The sequence below is a fragment of the Arthrobacter roseus genome, from assembly GCF_016907875.1.
Classification (GTDB): Bacteria; Actinomycetota; Actinomycetes; order Actinomycetales; family Micrococcaceae; genus Arthrobacter_J; species Arthrobacter_J roseus.
In genome coordinates this window covers 106,060-123,241 of sequence record NZ_JAFBCU010000001.1, presented here as the reverse complement: position 1 = coordinate 123,241, position 17,182 = coordinate 106,060, and the positions used below count along the sequence as shown (strand labels likewise).

Genomic DNA, 17,182 nt, shown 5'->3' with positions numbered 1-17,182 from the left:
TCCTTTTAGCGTGCAGACAGCAGCGGGGCGAAGAACGCGGCGAGTTCGTCGGTCGCCGCCAGCGGTAGCACGTTGGCCACGTACTGGTCCGGTCGCACCACCACAACCACGCCGTCGCGGGACAGGCCACGCTCTTCGAAGATGTCGGACTTCGGATCAGTTGCGTAAACCTTCTCGTAGTTGGTCAACGCAAACGGCCCGACGTCGGGTTTGAACACTGCCGGGACGGCGTTGAAGTCCACATCCTGGTGAGGCTGCTGGTAGATGACTTTCACGTCAAACCAGGCATCGACGTCGGCCCCTTCCGGAGTAACCGCAAGCGGTGATTCCGGTGCGTTGGACAGCCATTCGGCGAGGTCGGTGACGCCCGACGGCGATCCGGCCGGAGCGGCGTCGGCGAAGACGTAGATTCGCCAGCGGCCATCCGCTGTGGCGTGATGACCGAGGTGGATCGGGTTGGTGTCGCAAACGCGCCGGGTCATGGCGGATTTGAAGCGCTTGCCCACTGTGAACCCGGTGGCTAGGTCCTGGTGCGTTGCGTCGCCTGTGATCATGGACGGCGTGTACTCGGTCATGAACCCGGCCGGGAACTCGGCGGTGCGGACGTAGAAGTCCTCGAGCTCGGAGGGGTCCTCGAACTCCTCGGGCTTCTTGGCCATCAGCGTTGACCACTCCTTGTCGAAGTCGATCAGGTTCTTTGCCACGACCTGGCGCTCGGCCGAGTACGTGGACAGCAGTGATTCTGGGCTGCGGCCCTCGAGGACATGGGCGAGCTTCCAGCCGATGTTGAACCCGTCCTGCATGGACACATTCATGCCCTGGCCGGCTTTGGCGGAGTGTGTGTGGCAGGCGTCGCCGGTGATGAACACGCGCGGGGTAGTGGTGCCGATCGAGTCGGGGAGGACGTCGTCGAACCGGTCTGTGAGTCGGTGTCCGACCTCGTAAACACTGTGCCAGGCGACGTTGCGCACGTCGAGCGTGTAAGGGGTGAGGATCGCGTTGGCCTTGGCGATGATCTGCTCGATGGTGGTCTTGCGGATCGCGCCCTTGCTGTCCTCCGCCACCACGCCGAGGTCAACGTACATGCGGAAGAGGTGTCCGCCTTCGCGGGGGATCAGCAGGATGCTGCCGCCGTCGTTCGACTGAATGGCGCACTTGGTGCGAATGTCCGGGAAGTCCGTCTTGGCCACCACATCCATGACGCCCCAGGCGTGGTTGGCCTGATCACCCGCCATCGTGCAGCCAATGGACGCGCGAACCTTGCTGCGCGCGCCATCGCAACCGACAACGTACTTGGCTTTTACCGTGCGCTCCTGGCCATCGTTGGGGCCACCGACCTGCGTGAGAGTCACGGCGACGGGGTAGTCGCCGTCGTTGGCAACCACCATGCTGTGAAACTCCAGACCATAGTCCGGACTCATGCGCGTGGGGGAGTTCGCCATGACCTCGGCAAAGTAGTCCAGCACGCGGGCCTGATTGACGATGAGGTGCGGGAATTCGCTGATGCCCGTTGCGTCGTCAACGGCGCGGCCGCCACGAATAATGTTGGTGGGGTTCTCGGTGTCGGGCCGCCAGAACGCCATCTCGGTGATCCAGTACGCCTCGGCGGTGATCCGCTCCGCGAACCCGAACGCCTGAAACGTTTCAACGCTGCGGGCCTGAATGCCGTCAGCCTGCCCGATTTCCAGCCGGTTCTCACGGCGCTCAACAATGCGCGTGGTGATGCCGGGGAACTGCGAAAGTTGCGCTGCGGTCAGCATGCCCGCAGGACCGGATCCCACAATGAGTACGTCAACCTCGTTGGGCAGTTCCTCAGGGCGGTCGATGCCGACGCCGGCCGCTGGCTGGACGCGCGGGTCCCCGGATACGTAACCGTGGTGGTGAAACTGCACGGATGGTCCTCACTTCTCTGGCTGAAAATCTACGAGTGTTCGATAGTTGAACGCAGCGTTCAATAATCGAATAAGGCGTGTTGGTGACACTTTACGTCAAGCATGATGCGGGTCACAACCGCTGGCTAGCCCTTCCCCTCACCCCATCCCCGCTAGACTCGCACGAATGGTTTCCCTGCACCGTTCGCTGCCCGTTTTGTTCGTCGCGGCTGCCCTCGTCCTGAGTGGCTGCACTGCTGGCGGGGGAGAAGCACCAGAGACCACAGCGTCCGTTGTCCGGGCGACGGCGTCGTCGCCCGGTCCCGCAACGGAATCGGCAACCGCAAGCAGCACGCCAACCCCAACGCCTACACCCACCCCGGAGCCGGTGGAGCTGCCCCGCGGCGGCATGGAAATCTTCCCCGACTACCGGCTGGTGGGTTACAGTGGCCACCCGCACGCGCCCGCCATGGGACGGCTGGGGATTGGCAACCTGGGATGTACCGGACGCATACCTCCGATGAAACGATTCGTCGCTATCTGGACGCCGCCCGGAGCCACGATGCGCTGTTGCTGCTGAATATCCAACCGGGACGGTCGTCGATGACCGCAGAGGTTCAGCGGTTAGGAAAGTGGTTGAAGGAGCTCGACGTCGGCATCGCCCTGGATCCCGAATGGGATGTGGGGCCCGGTCAGATCCCTGGTTTCACGTACGGGAACACCGACGGGACAGAAATCAACACGATCGCGGCCCATCTGGACGGCATTGTTGCCAAGAACGATCTGCCGCAGAAGGTGCTGGTCTACCACCAGGTTGCCAACGGAGTCGTCACCAACGCCGATGCCATCAAGGCACACTCGGGCGTCGCCGTCGTGCAGAGTGTGGACGGCATCGGCAGCCCAGGCAGCAAAACCGAGACGTACAACGCGGTCATGGCGGGCAAGCCGGCCACCGTGCACCCCGGGTTCAAGCTGTTCTTCGAGGAGGATGCAGCGCTGGGGCCGCTGATGACGCCGGCCGAGGTGCTCGCTCTCAAGCCGCAGCCGGAGTACGTGCTCTACGAATAGCGGAATAATTGCTAGCCAACCCATGGTTGCTCCTGCTGTACTGGAAACCCTCCCGATCAGAAGGACATCCCATGACCCGCCCTCGGCTTTCCTTTCTTGGCCTCATAATGGCCGCCACCCTGGCCGTTGCCGGCTGCAGTAGCACCGAGGGCGATCCGTCCTCTCCGGACTCCAGCGCCGCGCCGACCACCCTGCAGGAAATTCAGGACGCCGGCGTCATCACCGTGGGAACGGAAGGAACCTACCGCCCTTTCACCTTCCACGAGAACGGCACGGGTGAGCTGACGGGGTACGACGTCGAGGTGATGAAGGCCGTTGCCGGCAAGCTGGGAGTGAAGGCCGAGTTTGAGGAAACCCAGTTCGACGGGATCTTCGCAGGTCTGGAAGCCGGACGCTTTGACGTCATCGCGAACCAGGTGACCATGACGGATGAGCGCAAAGAAAAGTATGAATTCTCTGAGCCGTACACCGTCAGCTCCGGCGTCATCGTGACCAGAGTGGACAACAAGGCCATTGATTCCTTCGATGATCTGAAGGGCAAAACCACCGCACAGTCCCTCACCAGCAACTGGTATGAACTGGCGAAGGAGTCCGGCGCCAACGTGCAGGCGGTCGAGGGGTGGGCACAGTCGGTCACTCTCCTGAAACAGCGTCGGGTGGACGCCACGATCAATGACAAGCTCACTTACCTCGATTACCAGAAGAACTCGCCCGACGACGAGATCAAGATTGCGGCCGAAACCGAAGAGAAGTCCTACTCCGCGCTCGCTTTCCGGAAGGGAAGCACGGAGGTTGTCGACGCCGTGAACAAGGCGCTCGCGGAGCTGGAGCAGGACGGGACGCTCGCGGAGATTTCCAACAAGTACTTCGGTACCGACGTCAGCAGCTAAGCGGTGGGCATCGACTGGGACCTCATTGCCCGCTCGCTCTGGCCCATGATCCAGGGGGCCATCAAAGGTACTATTCCGCTGACGCTGGCGTCCTTTATTCTGGGTCTGGCGCTCGCCCTGATCATTGCCCTAATGCGGCTCAGCTCGGTAGCAGTACTTCGCGGCATCTCTCGGGTCTACGTGTCGATTATCCGCGGGACACCGTTGCTGGTGCAGCTCTTCGTGATCTTCTACGGGCTGCCGTCCATCGGGCTGACCATTGACCCGTGGCCGAGCGCGATCATTGCGTTCTCCCTCAACGTGGGCGGGTACGCGGCGGAGATCATCCGCGCATCGATCCTCTCTGTCCCTCGCGGACAGTGGGAAGCCGGCCACACCATCGGTATGTCCAATGGCAAAACTCTGCGTCGCATCATCTTGCCGCAGGCCGCCCGCGTCTCGGTGCCGCCACTGTCCAACACCTTCATCAGCCTCGTGAAAGACACGTCGCTGGCATCGCTGATCCTGGTTACCGAACTGTTCCGGCAGGCGCAGGAGATCGCCGCGTTCAACCAGGAATTCATGGTGCTCTACATCGAAGCTGCCGCTGTCTACTGGGTCATTTGCCTGGCCCTGTCGTCCGCACAGTCCTATATGGAGAAGAGGCTGGACCGCTATGTCGCCCACTGAGAACACTGAGAACACTGAGAACACTGAGCCCGTCCTGAAGGTCCGCGGCCTGCAGAAGTCCTTCGGTGCCAATGAAGTGCTAAAGTCCATCGACCTCACCGTCTCGGAGGGCCAGGTGGTGGCCCTGATTGGACCATCTGGTTCCGGCAAGACCACCGTATTGCGCTCGCTCAACGGATTGGAAACGCCCGACGGCGGTACGGTCTCCTTCCGTGGCGGACCCGCCGTCGACTTTTCCGGCCCGGTAGGACGCCGGCAGCAGGCCGCCCTGCGCGACCGCAGCGCGATGGTGTTTCAGCAGTACAACCTTTTCCCGCACAAGACCGTGCTAGAAAACGTTATCGAGGGCCCGGTGCAGGTGCAGCGCCGACGTCGGGCGGATGCTGTGGAAGAGGCCGAGCGACTCCTGGACCGGGTCGGGCTGACGGACAAAAAGGATCAGCATCCTGTGGAGCTTTCCGGCGGGCAGCAGCAACGCGTGGGCATTGTCCGCGCGCTGGCATTACACCCGGACGTGCTGTTGTTTGACGAGCCGACGTCGGCCCTGGACCCGGAACTCGTGGGCGAAGTCCTCACGGTTATCAAGGAACTCGCCGAGGAACGCTGGACCATGGTGATCGTCACCCACGAGCTGGCATTCGCACGCGAGGTCGCGGATCAGGTGGTGTTCATGGACGGTGGCGTGGTGGTGGAGCAGGGAAGCCCCGACGTCGTCCTGCGCCAGCCTGCCGAGGAGCGTACCCGCCGCTTCGTGCAGCGGTTGCTGAACCCCTTCTAACGGGTGGCGGGCGGCAGCCTAGCACTAGCCTTGCATCAGTCGCCGAGTGATAGGTTCAGTCGCTCCAGCGCCCAGTCCCACCGGATCAGCTCCTGTTCCAGGCGAAGGGCTGGGCCATACGCATCCTCACGTAGTCCGCGATACACCGCAGCCTCCGCGTCCGTCAGCCGGGTCAACGTGGCTCGGGAGGGAGAGGGCTCGGCGCCCCAGATCTCACGGTGCGCCAGCAGCGTCGCCTCGTCCATAAGCAGACTGGACACGTGCGGATGGACTGCACGCAGTTGGTCCAGGATCTGGAAGCCGTGCGTGTCCAGATCGCCCCAGTAATGCACCGCGCATTTTCGCAGCCAGCCGGCGTCGCGCAGGGCGGAAAACCCGTAGCCCCCGCCAAAGAGCGCCAGAGTACGAGGGCATTCCGGCAGGGCCAGGAAGTTCACGAGATTCTCCGTCACCACCACCCGGTCAATCGGGAGCTCGAGTGTGCTGAACGCCTCTGCCGTCACCGCAAGGTCCCGGACGGATCCCAGTATCGAAAGCTCTGGGTCCAGCACCCGGAAACGTACGCGTTCAGGCGGGTGCAGGAACCCGTGGCGCTCCGCGAACCGTGCGGCGGCGGTACGGGCAGTGCCGAGCACCGGATCGGGCACGTCCGCAGCGGAGCCGGCAGGGCCGACGTCGTCCGATTCAGCCCCCAGCACAGCAATCATCGCGTCAATGACCCGCCGATGCGTCTCCACGAACTTCGTGTGCACGCCGGGCAGACTCAGCTGCCGCACGTACACCTCCGGCGACGGGTTCTCCCGCAGCCAAAGCGCCACCCGCCCAGCCGTCAGCGCATTCTCGCCCAGCTCCAGCAGTTCCAGCGGACGTTTCAGCGCCCACCCGCGCAGCCGTGGATCCAGTGCGGCCAATTGATCAGCCAGTGACAGAAACCGCAGCGAGTCCCTGGTCTTTCCCGCGAAGGCAATCTCATCCCGGGCCGAGGCGAAGATGGCAGCCGCCGGCACCTCATTGGCCCCGATCGTGGTGCGCCCCACCTCCACCGTCTCCAGCACGAAATCGCCGGCTGCACGGAATAGCTCGCCAACCCACTCGTGCGCGGCCGCATAGTCTGTCCGCAGCTGTGCCGCGGTGGGCTTCTTCAACGGACGACGACGGGGGTAGGCTCCCGTGGGCTCCAGCAGTTCGCGCAGCAGGACACCACGGTTCCAGGCAGTGCGTGAGGCGGACCGTAGCTCGGCGACGCCCGTCCAACGGGAAGCCTCAGCCGGCACGCTGGTCCCGCTCGTCCCGGTATTCCTGGATGCTCATGTTGCGCAGCTGCGAATCGTCGCCCTGCGGGTTGGCCACAAATCCCACATGGGACACGAACGGCTCAATCACATGAATTTTCTGCAGCGGCGTGACGATCAGCAGTTGTAGTTTCATTCGTTGGAAGAGTTCCAGGCCGTAACGCGCGGACTCGTCCGACCCGCGGCCGAACGCCTCGTCAATGACCACAAAGCGGAAGCTCCGCCCGGCACCCTTGCGCCCCGCCGTCGAACCCGTTCCCAAGCCGAACTGGAACGCCAGCGCCGCCGCGAGGATGGTGTACGCCAATTTCTCCTTCTGGCCGCCAGACTTCCCGCCCGAATCCGTGAAGTGTTCGTACTCCTCACCGGTTTCAGTCCATTTCTCCGAGGCGGAGAAGGTGAACCAGTTGCGCACGTCCGTGACCTTGGCCGTCCACCGGTCGTCCAGAGCTGTATAGCCCTCGCGGCCGCGGAACCGCTCGATGAGCCGCTCCACCTGCAGGTACTTCTGCTCCGAGTACTGGTCTGTATCGCCCAGGCTGCCCTCGGAGCAGGCCCGCAAGTCGCTGCCAAACTGCCGCACCTCTAGGTCCGTGCTGTTCTGCGGCTCCAGCTGGATGTGCCGTCCGCGGTTGTACTCGATGCCAGCCAGGGACAGGTTGATCTCCTTGATGCGGCTGCGGATGTCCTGCGCCCGGTTGTCCAGGAAGGCATTGAACGCCACCACCTCATGGATGGTGTTCTGGTTCAGTGATTCCTTGAAACGCGCCTCAAATCGCGGCAGCCCGTTGCTCACCAGGTCTTCCAATAGCCGGTTGAATTCGACGGCGGACTCCAGAGCAGCGTCCATCTCCGTGGTCTCATTCGGGTACTTGTTGCGGAAATCAGCCATCTGCCGGACGGTGGATGCGGCAACGGTGGCGATCCGCTTCGTCAGCGCGTCAACTCGATTGGTGAGCGTTGTCCGCACCGAACTCTCCATGCTCGCTGTGTTCTTGTACGTGAGTGTCTTCTCGCCAAGCGTGTCAGCGGTGAGCCGGGCGACGGCGGCCAGGACGCCGTCGTTCTCCGTCAATGGGGTCTCGGCCAGAATTCTCTGGCACTCCTCAATGGTCTCGGCGATTGCCTTCGACGCATTGTCATTGCCGCCCAAGCGCTCGCTGAGCTTACGGTCCTTCTCCTCAAGCCGCGTCAACTGGGCCGTCACTTCGGCCTCGCGGGCAGTCAGCTGGGTCAGAATATCGCTGGCCGATTCGAGTCCTTCCCGCTCCTGCCGCAGCTCTTCAACCCGGCGGACGGTCAGCTGCCAGCCGATCTCGGTAAAATCAGCCACCGACGCCACCGTGCCCAGCTGCTGGTGTTGCCGGCCGAGCTTGCCCAGCCCGTCGTCCACCGTGGTTACGTGCGCCTCCGTGCTGCGCAGCTGGCCCTGCAGTTCCTCCTGCTCATTCAGAAACCGGGCGATTTTGGCTTGATTATCCCAGCCGAGCACATAGTTTCGTCGGTCTGAAATGTCCCGACGGTCGTCCTTCTCGTGCCGGCCGCGCCCGCCCTTGAGCTGTCCGCGGACGCTCAGCGCCTTGGGGTAACGGCGGAAGTCCGCGAGGTGCTCGCAGCAGACGTAGTCGTATCGGCTGGCCAGTTCATCCAGCAGGAAGTCGCGGAGGGGGGTGCCCTGCTTCACAACGATCTTCGCGGCGAGTGTTCCCTGTTCCGCCGTTTTCGGCGAGTACTCGCCACCCACGCGACGGTAGACCAGCCGGCCGCGCACATTGTTGCTGTCCACCCAGGCACTGACGGCAGCGTAGTGCTCTTCGGGCACCAACAGGGAGAGCGCGAAACCGTGCAGAGTGCGTTCCGCCGCACCCTCCCAGAGGCCCTCGCCGTCGCGCACGCGCAATAATTCGCCAGCATAGGGGAGGGCGGATTCGGCAATGCCGGTCCCTTCACACAGTCGACGGCGGAGCTCCAATTGCGGGCGCGGCAGGAGGGTGGGGCGGGCGGAGAGGCTTGTGAGCTCAGCTCGGATTTCCTTCAATCGCTCGTCAAGGCCTGCCCGTTCCACGGTCAGCGCTGTTCGGCGGTCCTGGAGCTCGCTGGAGTGAGTCTGCAGTTCGGAGTCCACCTCCGCCAGCCGGGCACGGTTCCGGTCGAAGAGCACGCGGTCCTGGGGAACCTGCAGGCCCAGATCGGTTGCGGCGGAGGCATAGGCCTCGAATCGTGCCCGCTGCCGCTCCAACGTTCCGTTGAGCGTGGAGATTTCAGCGTCGATGGCGGCGAGACGGCCGCCGCCGTTGGTGCGGATGTCCTCGCGAATGGTGGAGAGTTCATGGCGCCGGTGGGAAATGTCCGCCGACAGTGCGCGGCTGTCCTCCTGCAACCGGATGCCGGTGTGTTCCAGCTCCGTCTGATGTTCGCGGCTCAAGGTCAGCTGCCGGTCTGTGAACCACGGATGCAGCGCATCCCGCTGTGCCCGAGCGTCCTCGTCCTCGCGGGCAAGTTTTGCGTGCTGGGCGGAGCCGTCATGGATCGGCGTCAGGAGGCTGATCTGGTCCTTGGCGCGCAGCACGGCCTCATGCGCCTTCTTCAGGTTCTCGAAGTGGTGGATCAGGTTGCCCACCCGCTTGACGGCGTCGTCCTCCTCCAGCATGTTGGTTCGGACAAAGGAGGTAATGTTCTCCACCTGCTTCATCGACACCGTGCGGTGAAACAGCTCCATCGCCTGGTTCCCGCTGATCCCGAACTGTCGCTTGAAGGCGGCCGCGTAGGGGTCGAAGGAGTCGTGGACGCTCACGCCGGCGGCGCGGAGTTTCTTCTTCAGCTTCGCCGGTTCCTGGCCGAAATTCGCGAAGTCCTCCGCGACGGACTGCTCCGTCTCTGCGAGCGAGTAGAAACGGTTGGGTTGACCCGCCTCCTGGGTGGCCCAGAGCGTGATGGCCAGCGTCACGGACTTGTTCAGCTGCTCGTTGTGGAAGACGCCGAGCACCACTGTGAGCGTGCCGGTCTTGCGTAGGGCCACCGGTTTGGAGTGTTCGCCGCCGGTACTGCGGGTGCTCTTGTGGAAGCCCCGCACGTAGGACATCAGCGTGCGTTCCTTCTTCTGCGCGCCGGCGGCCTTGTTGTAGTCAATCCGGTGTGCGGGCAGCAACAGAGTGGTGATGGCATCCACTACCGTGGATTTACCGGAGCCGATGTCGCCGGTGAGCAGGCTGTTGTCGCCGTCGAGCCGGAAGGTGCGCACGCCCTCATGGAAGGTTCCCCAGTTGAGCAATTCAAGGCGCCGCAGCCGGAATCCCGGCGGCATACCGCCGTCGTCCGATTCCTGCTCCAGGCTGAACAGGCTGTCTTGCAGATCAGCGCTCACGCTGAATTCTCCCTTGGTTCCGGTGCCGGTTCCGTCTCTGGTGCTGAAGGGGCGACGCCCTCAAGCGACGCACGATAGTCCGTCAGCCGCGCGTCGAACTCTTCCAGCCACTGGGCGTCCACGAAGGCCTTGAGGATTCGCATGACCTCGTAGGTGCCGGGCTGGCCGCGGAGCTTGCGCAGGAAGCCAAGGTCCACCACCTTCTTGATATCAGTGTTGAGCCGGTCCAGGACCCGGGCCTCGTTGCTGGACTCGGGCAGGAACACCGAGACCATATCCGCGATGTCCTGCTCCGTCATGATCAGACGCAGTTCGCCGCTGTTGGTATCGAACTCCAGCATGCGTCCGCGCAGCAGCGCCAGGAGCAGGCTGACGTTGAAGGTCAGCTGGCGGCGGGGGATCAGCCGGGGCAGCGTGGCATCCGGGTCATCCCGCGAGCGCAGGAACGCGTAACCTTCGGGCTCGTCAAGGATGAGGTCCAGCCCCAGCACGGCAACGTAGTCCCGAACCTGCGAGGTCAGGCCCAGCAGCGACTGCCAGATCTTCTCGTCCGCTTCGGCGTACAGCACACCCTTGAACAGTCGGGTGACGACGCCGGGAAGTTCCTCGGGTGTCCGGTTGGCGGTGCTTTGGGGCGTTTCGGTGTCTGCGCTCATGCTGGCCTCACAAAGATGATTTTCTCAAGTCTCGCTTCCCGGATGCTGCCGTCCGGCAACGTCCACGATAACTGTTGGCTGGAGTCCGGATCGATGGAAGCCCAGGCAGACTCGGTAGCTAGCTGGTAGTAGGCCACAATTTCGGCCAACCCCTGTGAGAGCGGGTAGGCATCGGTGATGTCGACAAGCGACGCCTGTTCCGTATTTTCCAGCACGGTCACGATGTTGGCCCTCAGCCGCTGCGTATCCACGTGGAACTGGTTGAACAGCGCATCCGCGTCCACGTCGGCGTCGTCGGCGGTCATGATGTCATCGTCCACCAGCACGCGCCTGCTCGGTTCATAGAGTGGACGCTCAAAGGGTAGTGCGACGTCCACACTTGGCGTGGCGATGTTCATGAACATGCCCGACGGCGGCTGGCCACGGGTGCCGAGGGCGCCGGATTCGATGCTGCGGATTAACTGCATCACGCGTTTGTTCTCCAGGAACACCTTGTCATCGAGCAGCCTGCGCATCTGCTGCGAGAGCTGGCGGACGGTGTTCTGGGTCTGTTCGACGGCGGGGAGCCAGTCCTGGTGGAGGGTGGCGACGGCGTGGAGGTTGGGCTCTTTCGAGAGCGCTTCAATGCGAGTGGCCCGGGTGAGTAGGTCCTGCAGCTCGCTTCGCAGCTGCGGTGACATGAGGTAGTCCCAGAACCCCTGGAACGTGCGGCCCTGGGTGGAGCTGCTGATGTCCTGCTGGTTGGCGAAGATGGTTGCCAGGAGATCGCCCTGGCTGCCGTCCCACGTGGTGATCTTTTCTCGAACCGCGCGGTCCAGTTTGCGAAAGTTCTGCTCCACCTCGCGGAAGTCTCCGAGCAGGTTGCTGGCCAGCGCCGTCAGTTGCTGGAAGTGGTCTCTGGCTTCCGGGGCGCTCATGACCCGGACGTGGCCGTCGCGGATGCGCTGCATCTCGGCGTCGATCCCGTCGCGTTGGTACCGCAGTTCGGCCAATCGAACCTCTGGGTCCGATTCCGATTGCTGGACCAGCTGCTTCAGGACCGCGAAAATGCTGGTCAGCCGTGACTGCGTGGCCACGAAGTCACGGCCCTGGAGGCCCTCCACCCAGCGGATGACGTCCTCCGCTGCGGCTGTGAGATCGTAGCGTGGTTCGTCCTGGTCCGGAACGTAGTACTTGCGCAGCCAAGCACGTTCGGGTGCAGCCCAGTCGTCCAGATACTCGGCGGCTGCTTTGGGGAAACTGTCCTCGCCCTCGGATTCGCGCAGGCCAAACAGGACGTCGTCGAGCGTGTCAATGAGCTGCTGGCGGGCGATGTTGCGCTGGTTGGGGCCCGTGAACGCCGTCATGAAGAAGGACAGGGCCAGCGGGGCATTCTGAGCGCGCAGGAGGGACCACGCTGCGTGATTATCCCGCAGAGAGCTGATTGCGTAGAAGTCCATCCAGCCCCCTCTCCCGGGTTGCGTTTTGGGCTTTTGCCAATGGTACGTCGCCCTTTTGAATCAGGTCGAACTTATAAATCCAACCGCTGTTGCCTTATATCTTCAGGAGCTTCCTATAAGTTTCCTGCTCTGAGGTGCGCGCGGACATCCGGTTAAGAGATCGTTGCTCTAGCCGGTTCTGCCTGAACGAGCTTTGCGATATTGGCCAGCTGTGACAGTACTTGTTTGGGCCGCTCTCGGAGGTCCAACCGGAGTACGTGCAATGTCACACCAGAGTGCTTCACGAGGTGCTGTGTGGCGTCCAGCGGACCGTCTGCGTAGATGAGCGTCGCCTCGCTGAGCTCGGCGGCAGTTGCGTAGGCGAGTAGTTGATACAAGTCAGCATTCTTGCCTCGGCCGCCGTCCCGCTTGTATTTCACGTCTCCGACAAATATCCAGCCGCGTTCCGTCCGCGTAGCCAAGTCAGGATGAAGATCTATGCGACCGACCGGATCAAGTGTGAGAGTACGGCCGTCGGGAGTGGCCATCGAATACCCCGAGAAGTGTTCCAAGGCGCTGCGGACGAACCGCTCGAAAAGGTCCGGCATGTTCAGGGTGAATCCGGTGACTGGCACGGTCCCGGCCTCGAGCTCAGCCATTTCGTTCTCGAGCACCACGCGACAGAGGTCCAGGAGGGGCCGGTAATGTTCGTTGTGCCGCGTCCACGAAAGTCGGTTCAGCGCCGCCAACGGATCTCGGAGTTCGTCAAATTCTCTGAACTGTTTCCACATCCGGTTCAGGCCCATGAGCGCGTCCTCCGCTTCCGGTGACACTTGAATCAGCCGGCGCAGTATTGCGAGGGACGTCCTCACAATCTGATTCTCGACAACATTGTCGTCGTGAACCCGAAACGTCAGGGCGAGCGGCACGGGCAGGACCCGTCTCATCTGACGTTGCCACTCAATCCGACCGCGCACATACGGGAGATCAGCATGTTGCTGGCGGTAAGCACGGAGGAGTCCGCGTGCCACGACGCCGTCGCAACTGCGAATGAATAGCCGCGCCAGCCCCAGTACTAGGTCATCGGTGTGCCCCAGAGAGGCAGTTTCCTCCTGCCACCGGTATGGATCCGCAGTAAAAGCGGTCATGAATAGGACCCGGTCTATCGGGATCTTTGGCGCTACCGTAATCGTTCTGCCAGCCACCGACAGCGAGCCGATAATGCTGCCAGGAGTGACAGACATCAGTGTGGGATCACCGGTGGATTCGACGTGGGCATCAAAGTGCCCCTCGAGGGCCCGTCGTTCCGAATGGGTCAGTGCCAGCGACTCCGAGCGGCGCCATTCAGTCAGTTGCAGCATCGGACGCAATCCCGCGAACACTGCTCTTCAATGCGTCGAAGTCGAAGGCGGCCCACCTGTCCGGATTGTTGTAATAGAGCTCCTGCAGGGTGGGAAGTACTGAGTGGGCCCAGGAGCGGCGGGCATCAGTCTCGTTCCCCACCATGAGGTGCGTTGGACCGATGTGCTGATCCCGGTCTTTGATCAGGCTGTTTGCTGAATCGAGCAGATCTGCGAACCACGCTTGTCCGCCCTCAGCGTGAAGATACATGCGCAACATGCCGTCGACCGGAACTTCCCCCGGGCGGAGATCCAGGATGAAGAAGCGTCTCCGCAAGGCAGCGTCAAGAGCCGTAATGGATCGATCCGCCGTATTCATGGTTCCGATGACCAGCAAATTTTTAGGCAGACTGAACGTGCCGCCGTAGTTGAGCGTGATGTCCTGATCGCGGTATTCGAGCAGGAAGTAGAGTTCGCCGAATACAGCAGGGATGTTGCCGCGATTGATCTCGTCGATGATGACGACGACGGTTTTCTCCGGGTGCTGTTCTGCATCGCGAGCCGCCTTGAGGAAAGGGCCGTCCACTAACGTGAAAGCGGTCGGGTTATTTGGATCCGGCCGCAGCCCTTGTATGAAGTCCTCATACGTCGTTCCGGGATGAAACTGCGTGAGCACAACGTCGTCGGCGCCGCCAATGAACCGGGCGAGTTCCCGCGCGATATGAGTCTTTCCTGTTCCGGGCGGCCCTTGGAGGATGATCTGCCCCTTGCGCTGCAGTAGTTCAACGGTTTCCTGCAGCCAGCTAGCACCGGCGTCATCGAAATATAGTTCCCTGGCCAGGTCCTCGACTGTCCTCGTGTCTGAGACGGCTGGCGCAATGCCATCGCTGGCTTCCTGCGTGGCCGTTGAGATCGAGTCCGTGGATTTCGGCTCTGTTGTCCCCTTCCCGTCACGCCACTGAACGAAGGCCCGCACTACGTCTTCAGATTGGCCGGGCATGTCGTTGGTCTTGGCAATGATCCAGGCCACTCCCTGGGCTTCGAGCCTGTTGATGACTGGGCCACCAGTTTGAGCCAGCACGCCGATAACGGCGTCGAGCCGTTCCAAGAAGTCGAGGTATTGCTCGCCGCTTGTCGCACTTTGCTGTGACCTGTATCCGCCAGTCAAGCGAGACGTTGTTTTGGCCGGTTCCTCCCGCCACGGCGGAAGGTTTTTAGGGTCTACGGCGAAGAGAAGTAGGGAAGCGACGCTCAAACGTGCACCAGGGCCTGAAAATTCGGTGGCCGGTATCTGGTGCAGGAACGCATCAATTCCCGCCGGTCCCGGTGCGGCGTGCAATGCGGACAGCGCTTCTCGAAAACGTTGTGGGGCCTCGATCACCCAGTCGATAAACCTGATTGCCACCCGATAGTCGACAAGATCAGCCACTCGGAAGATGTGCTTCACGTGCGGCTGCGGATCTTCGCCGTCAAGAATTGCCCGCGACGCCGTCGCAATCTCTTCGGCTCGTTCGTACTTCCAATCCATTTCCGACGCGGCGAAGTCGTCATGTTCGAAAACGAGCCGTGCCCAGTCGGCATAAGTCTGCAGCTTCTCGCTGGCTCCCTGCCAACGCTGTGTATACGGCGTGCGGTACAGCTCCACAGAGCGACGACCGCCGTATTCCACGTTGGGTTCGAGCGTGGCAACCAGTTTCTCGAAATCTAGGTCACTCGGATCGGCGGCCAGAGCTGACATGATCGCGTCGCGGTCTTCTCGGCTAACGACGGCCGGCGCCTCGTCGGGGAAGAGTAGATGTTCGAGGGCGAGTTGTTGGCTCCATACCGACTGCACGTCAATTTCAGCTGTGGCACGCCTGAACGAGCTAAGCCCGGCGACGGCGCCCTTCCGTTCATCCGGTTGCATGTTTTTGAAGTGGATGACCACCCTGATGAGATAGCCGAACATTTTCCACCGCATGGCACTGTATGCAGTGCCCGGATTAGCGGCGCCGCCAAAGAGTGCCGGTTCGAGTTCATCTGGGATGCGAAATGTACCTTCATCGCGGATGGCGACTACCTGGTTGACTTGCTCGCGTTTTTTCTCGCCCGACATGGCCGTTGTGCTCATGACCAAGAAATGCATGAACAGCAGTTCCGCCGCCATCTGCACAGCCTCCGGCCCGACGTCGGACAGTTGAGATCGCAGCTTAGTGATGAATGACCCGCTGCCAGTATCTACCTGATCCATGAAGCCGTCGGAGAGTTGCCGTGCCGAAGCAACCCCGTTCATTTCCACTCCGCCGAACAGGCTTCGGTCACCAACGAGACATTCGTCCCTCCAGCGGGCCGCTGCTTCGTACATCGGTTGGGCCGACGGCTGGACGGCCCGGCTGAGTCCATTCACTTCCCCATGGCGATTAGTCATGCTTGCATTCTGACATCACAGTGTGACAGTTCAAGAGTTTGCGCAGTCTAGAGAGCGCGCCGGCCTCGCTCAACATGCGCGTCATAACAGAGTGAGGTGGACCACACTGTGGTAAATTTGCGCTAGTTCGTGGGGGAACTGGAGGGAATCTTTTTCCTACCTTCGTGGGGATACATCCTGCCCACCGGTAACTCCATATGCGCAGCAGAAGCGCGGACACACTTGTGCTTATATGAGGAGAATTCAATTGGGAAACAAACTACTTTCGGCGGCGGCCGGTGGATCAGTGCTGTTGCTGGCTCTGACCGGTTGCGGCGGCTCCTCATCGTCGGATAAAGCCGACGGCGCCTCGCTGACCGGCTCGGGAACCGGAGCCGAATGCACCATCGAGAGCCCCATCCCTGTTGCCGCGGCGTTCAGCCTCACAGGTGCTGCCGCGCAGTACGGCGCCGGACAAAAAAACGCCCTTGAGCTGGCCGTGAAGAACCTCAATGAGGCCGGCGGGGTCACCTACGAGCTCACCGTTGAAGATGACCAGACCGATCCGCAGCAGGCTATCCAGGTCTTCGAGAACTTCGTCAACGACGGCGCCAGCGTTATCGTTGGCCCAACGCTGTCCAATACCGCCAAACAGACCAACCCGGTCGCGCAGGAGAGTGGGGTACCAGTACTTGGTGTCTCCAACACCGCCGGCGGCATCACCGAGATCGGTGATTACATCTTCCGTGTCTCACTCACCGAGGAAGCCGTCATTCCGCAGACCGTCGCAGCAGCCAAGGACAGTCTTGACCTGGAAAAGGTCGTTGTGATGTACAGCAATGACGATGCGTTCACCGAATCCGGCTACCAGGCCTTCGCGGCCGCGCTGGAGGAGAACGACGTCGAAGTTGTCGAAACACTGACCTTCTCCAAGGGCGACACTGACTTCCACGCGCTGCTAGACAAGGTCAAGGGCACCGATGCGGATGCCATTGTGGTCTCCGGGCTGCTCGAGGCCGCGATCCCGCTGGTCACTCAGGCGCGCGAGATTGGCATTGACTTGCCCATCGTCGGCGGTAATGGCTTCAATTCACCGGCCCTGCTCGAAGGCGCCGGCGACGCCGCAGAAGGCGTCATCGTTGGCGCTGCCTGGAACTCTGCTTCTGATAACGATCAGAACGTTGCGTTCCTAAAGGACTACGAGGCCGCATACGACACCCAGCCGGACCAGTTTGCCGCACAGTCTTATGCAGGCATGCAGGTTATCGACCAGGCCGTCCGCGCTGGTTGCTCCGGTGAGCGTGATGATATCAAGACCAATCTCGGCGAGATCGAGAATGTTCCGACAGTCCTGGGTGAAGTCAGCATCGACGAAAACCGCGACGCGGAGCACGAGGCGCTCGTGCAGGTCGTAGAAGACGGCAAGTTCACCATTCTGAAGTAAATCCCG

General features: G+C 62.0%; 13 protein-coding genes. 6 read left to right on the top strand and 7 right to left on the bottom strand.

All coding sequences use genetic code 11. The features are described from left to right. Nucleotides 1-5: 5 nt before the first annotated feature. Nucleotides 6-1,892, bottom strand: a complete 1,887-nt coding sequence (locus JOE65_RS00605) for an FAD-dependent monooxygenase (RefSeq protein ID WP_205161429.1) — start codon at nucleotides 1,890-1,892, stop codon at nucleotides 6-8. 166 nt (nucleotides 1,893-2,058) lie between these two features. Between JOE65_RS00605 and JOE65_RS00600 the strand changes: the two genes are divergently transcribed. The 5 genes from JOE65_RS00600 (at nucleotide 2,059) to JOE65_RS00580 (ending at nucleotide 5,276) form a co-directional block, all read left to right on the top strand. After that, a complete protein-coding gene (locus tag JOE65_RS00600; protein ID WP_205161428.1) occupies nucleotides 2,059-2,451 on the top strand; it encodes a hypothetical protein in 393 nt (130 codons plus the stop codon). After that, the gene (locus JOE65_RS00595; protein ID WP_205161427.1) at nucleotides 2,370-2,939 is read left to right on the top strand and encodes a hypothetical protein; all 570 of its coding nucleotides are present in this window, start codon (nucleotides 2,370-2,372) and stop codon (nucleotides 2,937-2,939) included. Before JOE65_RS00600 ends, JOE65_RS00595 begins: the two co-directional genes overlap by 82 nt. A gap of 71 nt (nucleotides 2,940-3,010) precedes the next feature. Next, nucleotides 3,011-3,829, top strand: a complete 819-nt coding sequence (locus JOE65_RS00590) for an amino acid ABC transporter substrate-binding protein (RefSeq protein ID WP_205161426.1) — start codon at nucleotides 3,011-3,013, stop codon at nucleotides 3,827-3,829. A 9-nt stretch (nucleotides 3,830-3,838) separates the two neighbouring features. Beyond that, nucleotides 3,839-4,498, top strand: coding sequence for an ABC transporter permease subunit (locus JOE65_RS00585; protein WP_205163944.1), 660 nt, complete (start codon nucleotides 3,839-3,841; stop codon nucleotides 4,496-4,498). Beyond that, a complete protein-coding gene (locus JOE65_RS00580) occupies nucleotides 4,485-5,276 on the top strand; it encodes an amino acid ABC transporter ATP-binding protein (protein ID WP_205161425.1) in 792 nt (263 codons plus the stop codon). Before JOE65_RS00585 ends, JOE65_RS00580 begins: the two co-directional genes overlap by 14 nt. 35 nt (nucleotides 5,277-5,311) lie before the next feature. Here the strand turns inward: JOE65_RS00580 and JOE65_RS15385 are convergent, their stop codons facing one another. The 6 genes from JOE65_RS15385 to JOE65_RS00550 form a co-directional block, all read right to left on the bottom strand. Continuing rightward, nucleotides 5,312-6,550, bottom strand: coding sequence for a Wadjet anti-phage system protein JetD domain-containing protein (locus tag JOE65_RS15385; protein ID WP_205161424.1), 1,239 nt, complete (start codon nucleotides 6,548-6,550; stop codon nucleotides 5,312-5,314). Then, on the bottom strand, nucleotides 6,540-9,932 hold the full coding sequence (locus tag JOE65_RS00570; protein ID WP_205161423.1) for an ATP-binding protein: 3,393 nt from the start codon (nucleotides 9,930-9,932) through the stop codon (nucleotides 6,540-6,542). Before JOE65_RS00570 ends, JOE65_RS15385 begins: the two co-directional genes overlap by 11 nt. Next, complete coding sequence (locus tag JOE65_RS00565) at nucleotides 9,929-10,588, bottom strand: DUF4194 domain-containing protein (RefSeq protein WP_205161422.1); 660 nt, start codon at nucleotides 10,586-10,588, stop codon at nucleotides 9,929-9,931. Before JOE65_RS00565 ends, JOE65_RS00570 begins: the two co-directional genes overlap by 4 nt. Further along, complete coding sequence (locus tag JOE65_RS00560; RefSeq protein WP_205161421.1) at nucleotides 10,585-12,027, bottom strand: DUF3375 domain-containing protein; 1,443 nt, start codon at nucleotides 12,025-12,027, stop codon at nucleotides 10,585-10,587. Before JOE65_RS00560 ends, JOE65_RS00565 begins: the two co-directional genes overlap by 4 nt. A gap of 152 nt (nucleotides 12,028-12,179) precedes the next feature. Next, nucleotides 12,180-13,367: an McrC family protein gene (locus JOE65_RS00555; RefSeq protein ID WP_205161420.1), complete on the bottom strand. Its 1,188-nt coding sequence runs from the start codon at nucleotides 13,365-13,367 to the stop codon at nucleotides 12,180-12,182. Next, a complete protein-coding gene (locus JOE65_RS00550) occupies nucleotides 13,351-15,753 on the bottom strand; it encodes an McrB family protein (protein ID WP_205161419.1) in 2,403 nt (800 codons plus the stop codon). Before JOE65_RS00550 ends, JOE65_RS00555 begins: the two co-directional genes overlap by 17 nt. 247 nt (nucleotides 15,754-16,000) lie before the next feature. On the opposite strand from JOE65_RS00550, the gene JOE65_RS00545 reads away from it, so the two are divergent. Continuing rightward, on the top strand, nucleotides 16,001-17,176 hold the full coding sequence (locus JOE65_RS00545; RefSeq protein ID WP_239536565.1) for an ABC transporter substrate-binding protein: 1,176 nt from the start codon (nucleotides 16,001-16,003) through the stop codon (nucleotides 17,174-17,176). The last annotated feature ends 6 nt before the right edge of the window (nucleotides 17,177-17,182 follow it).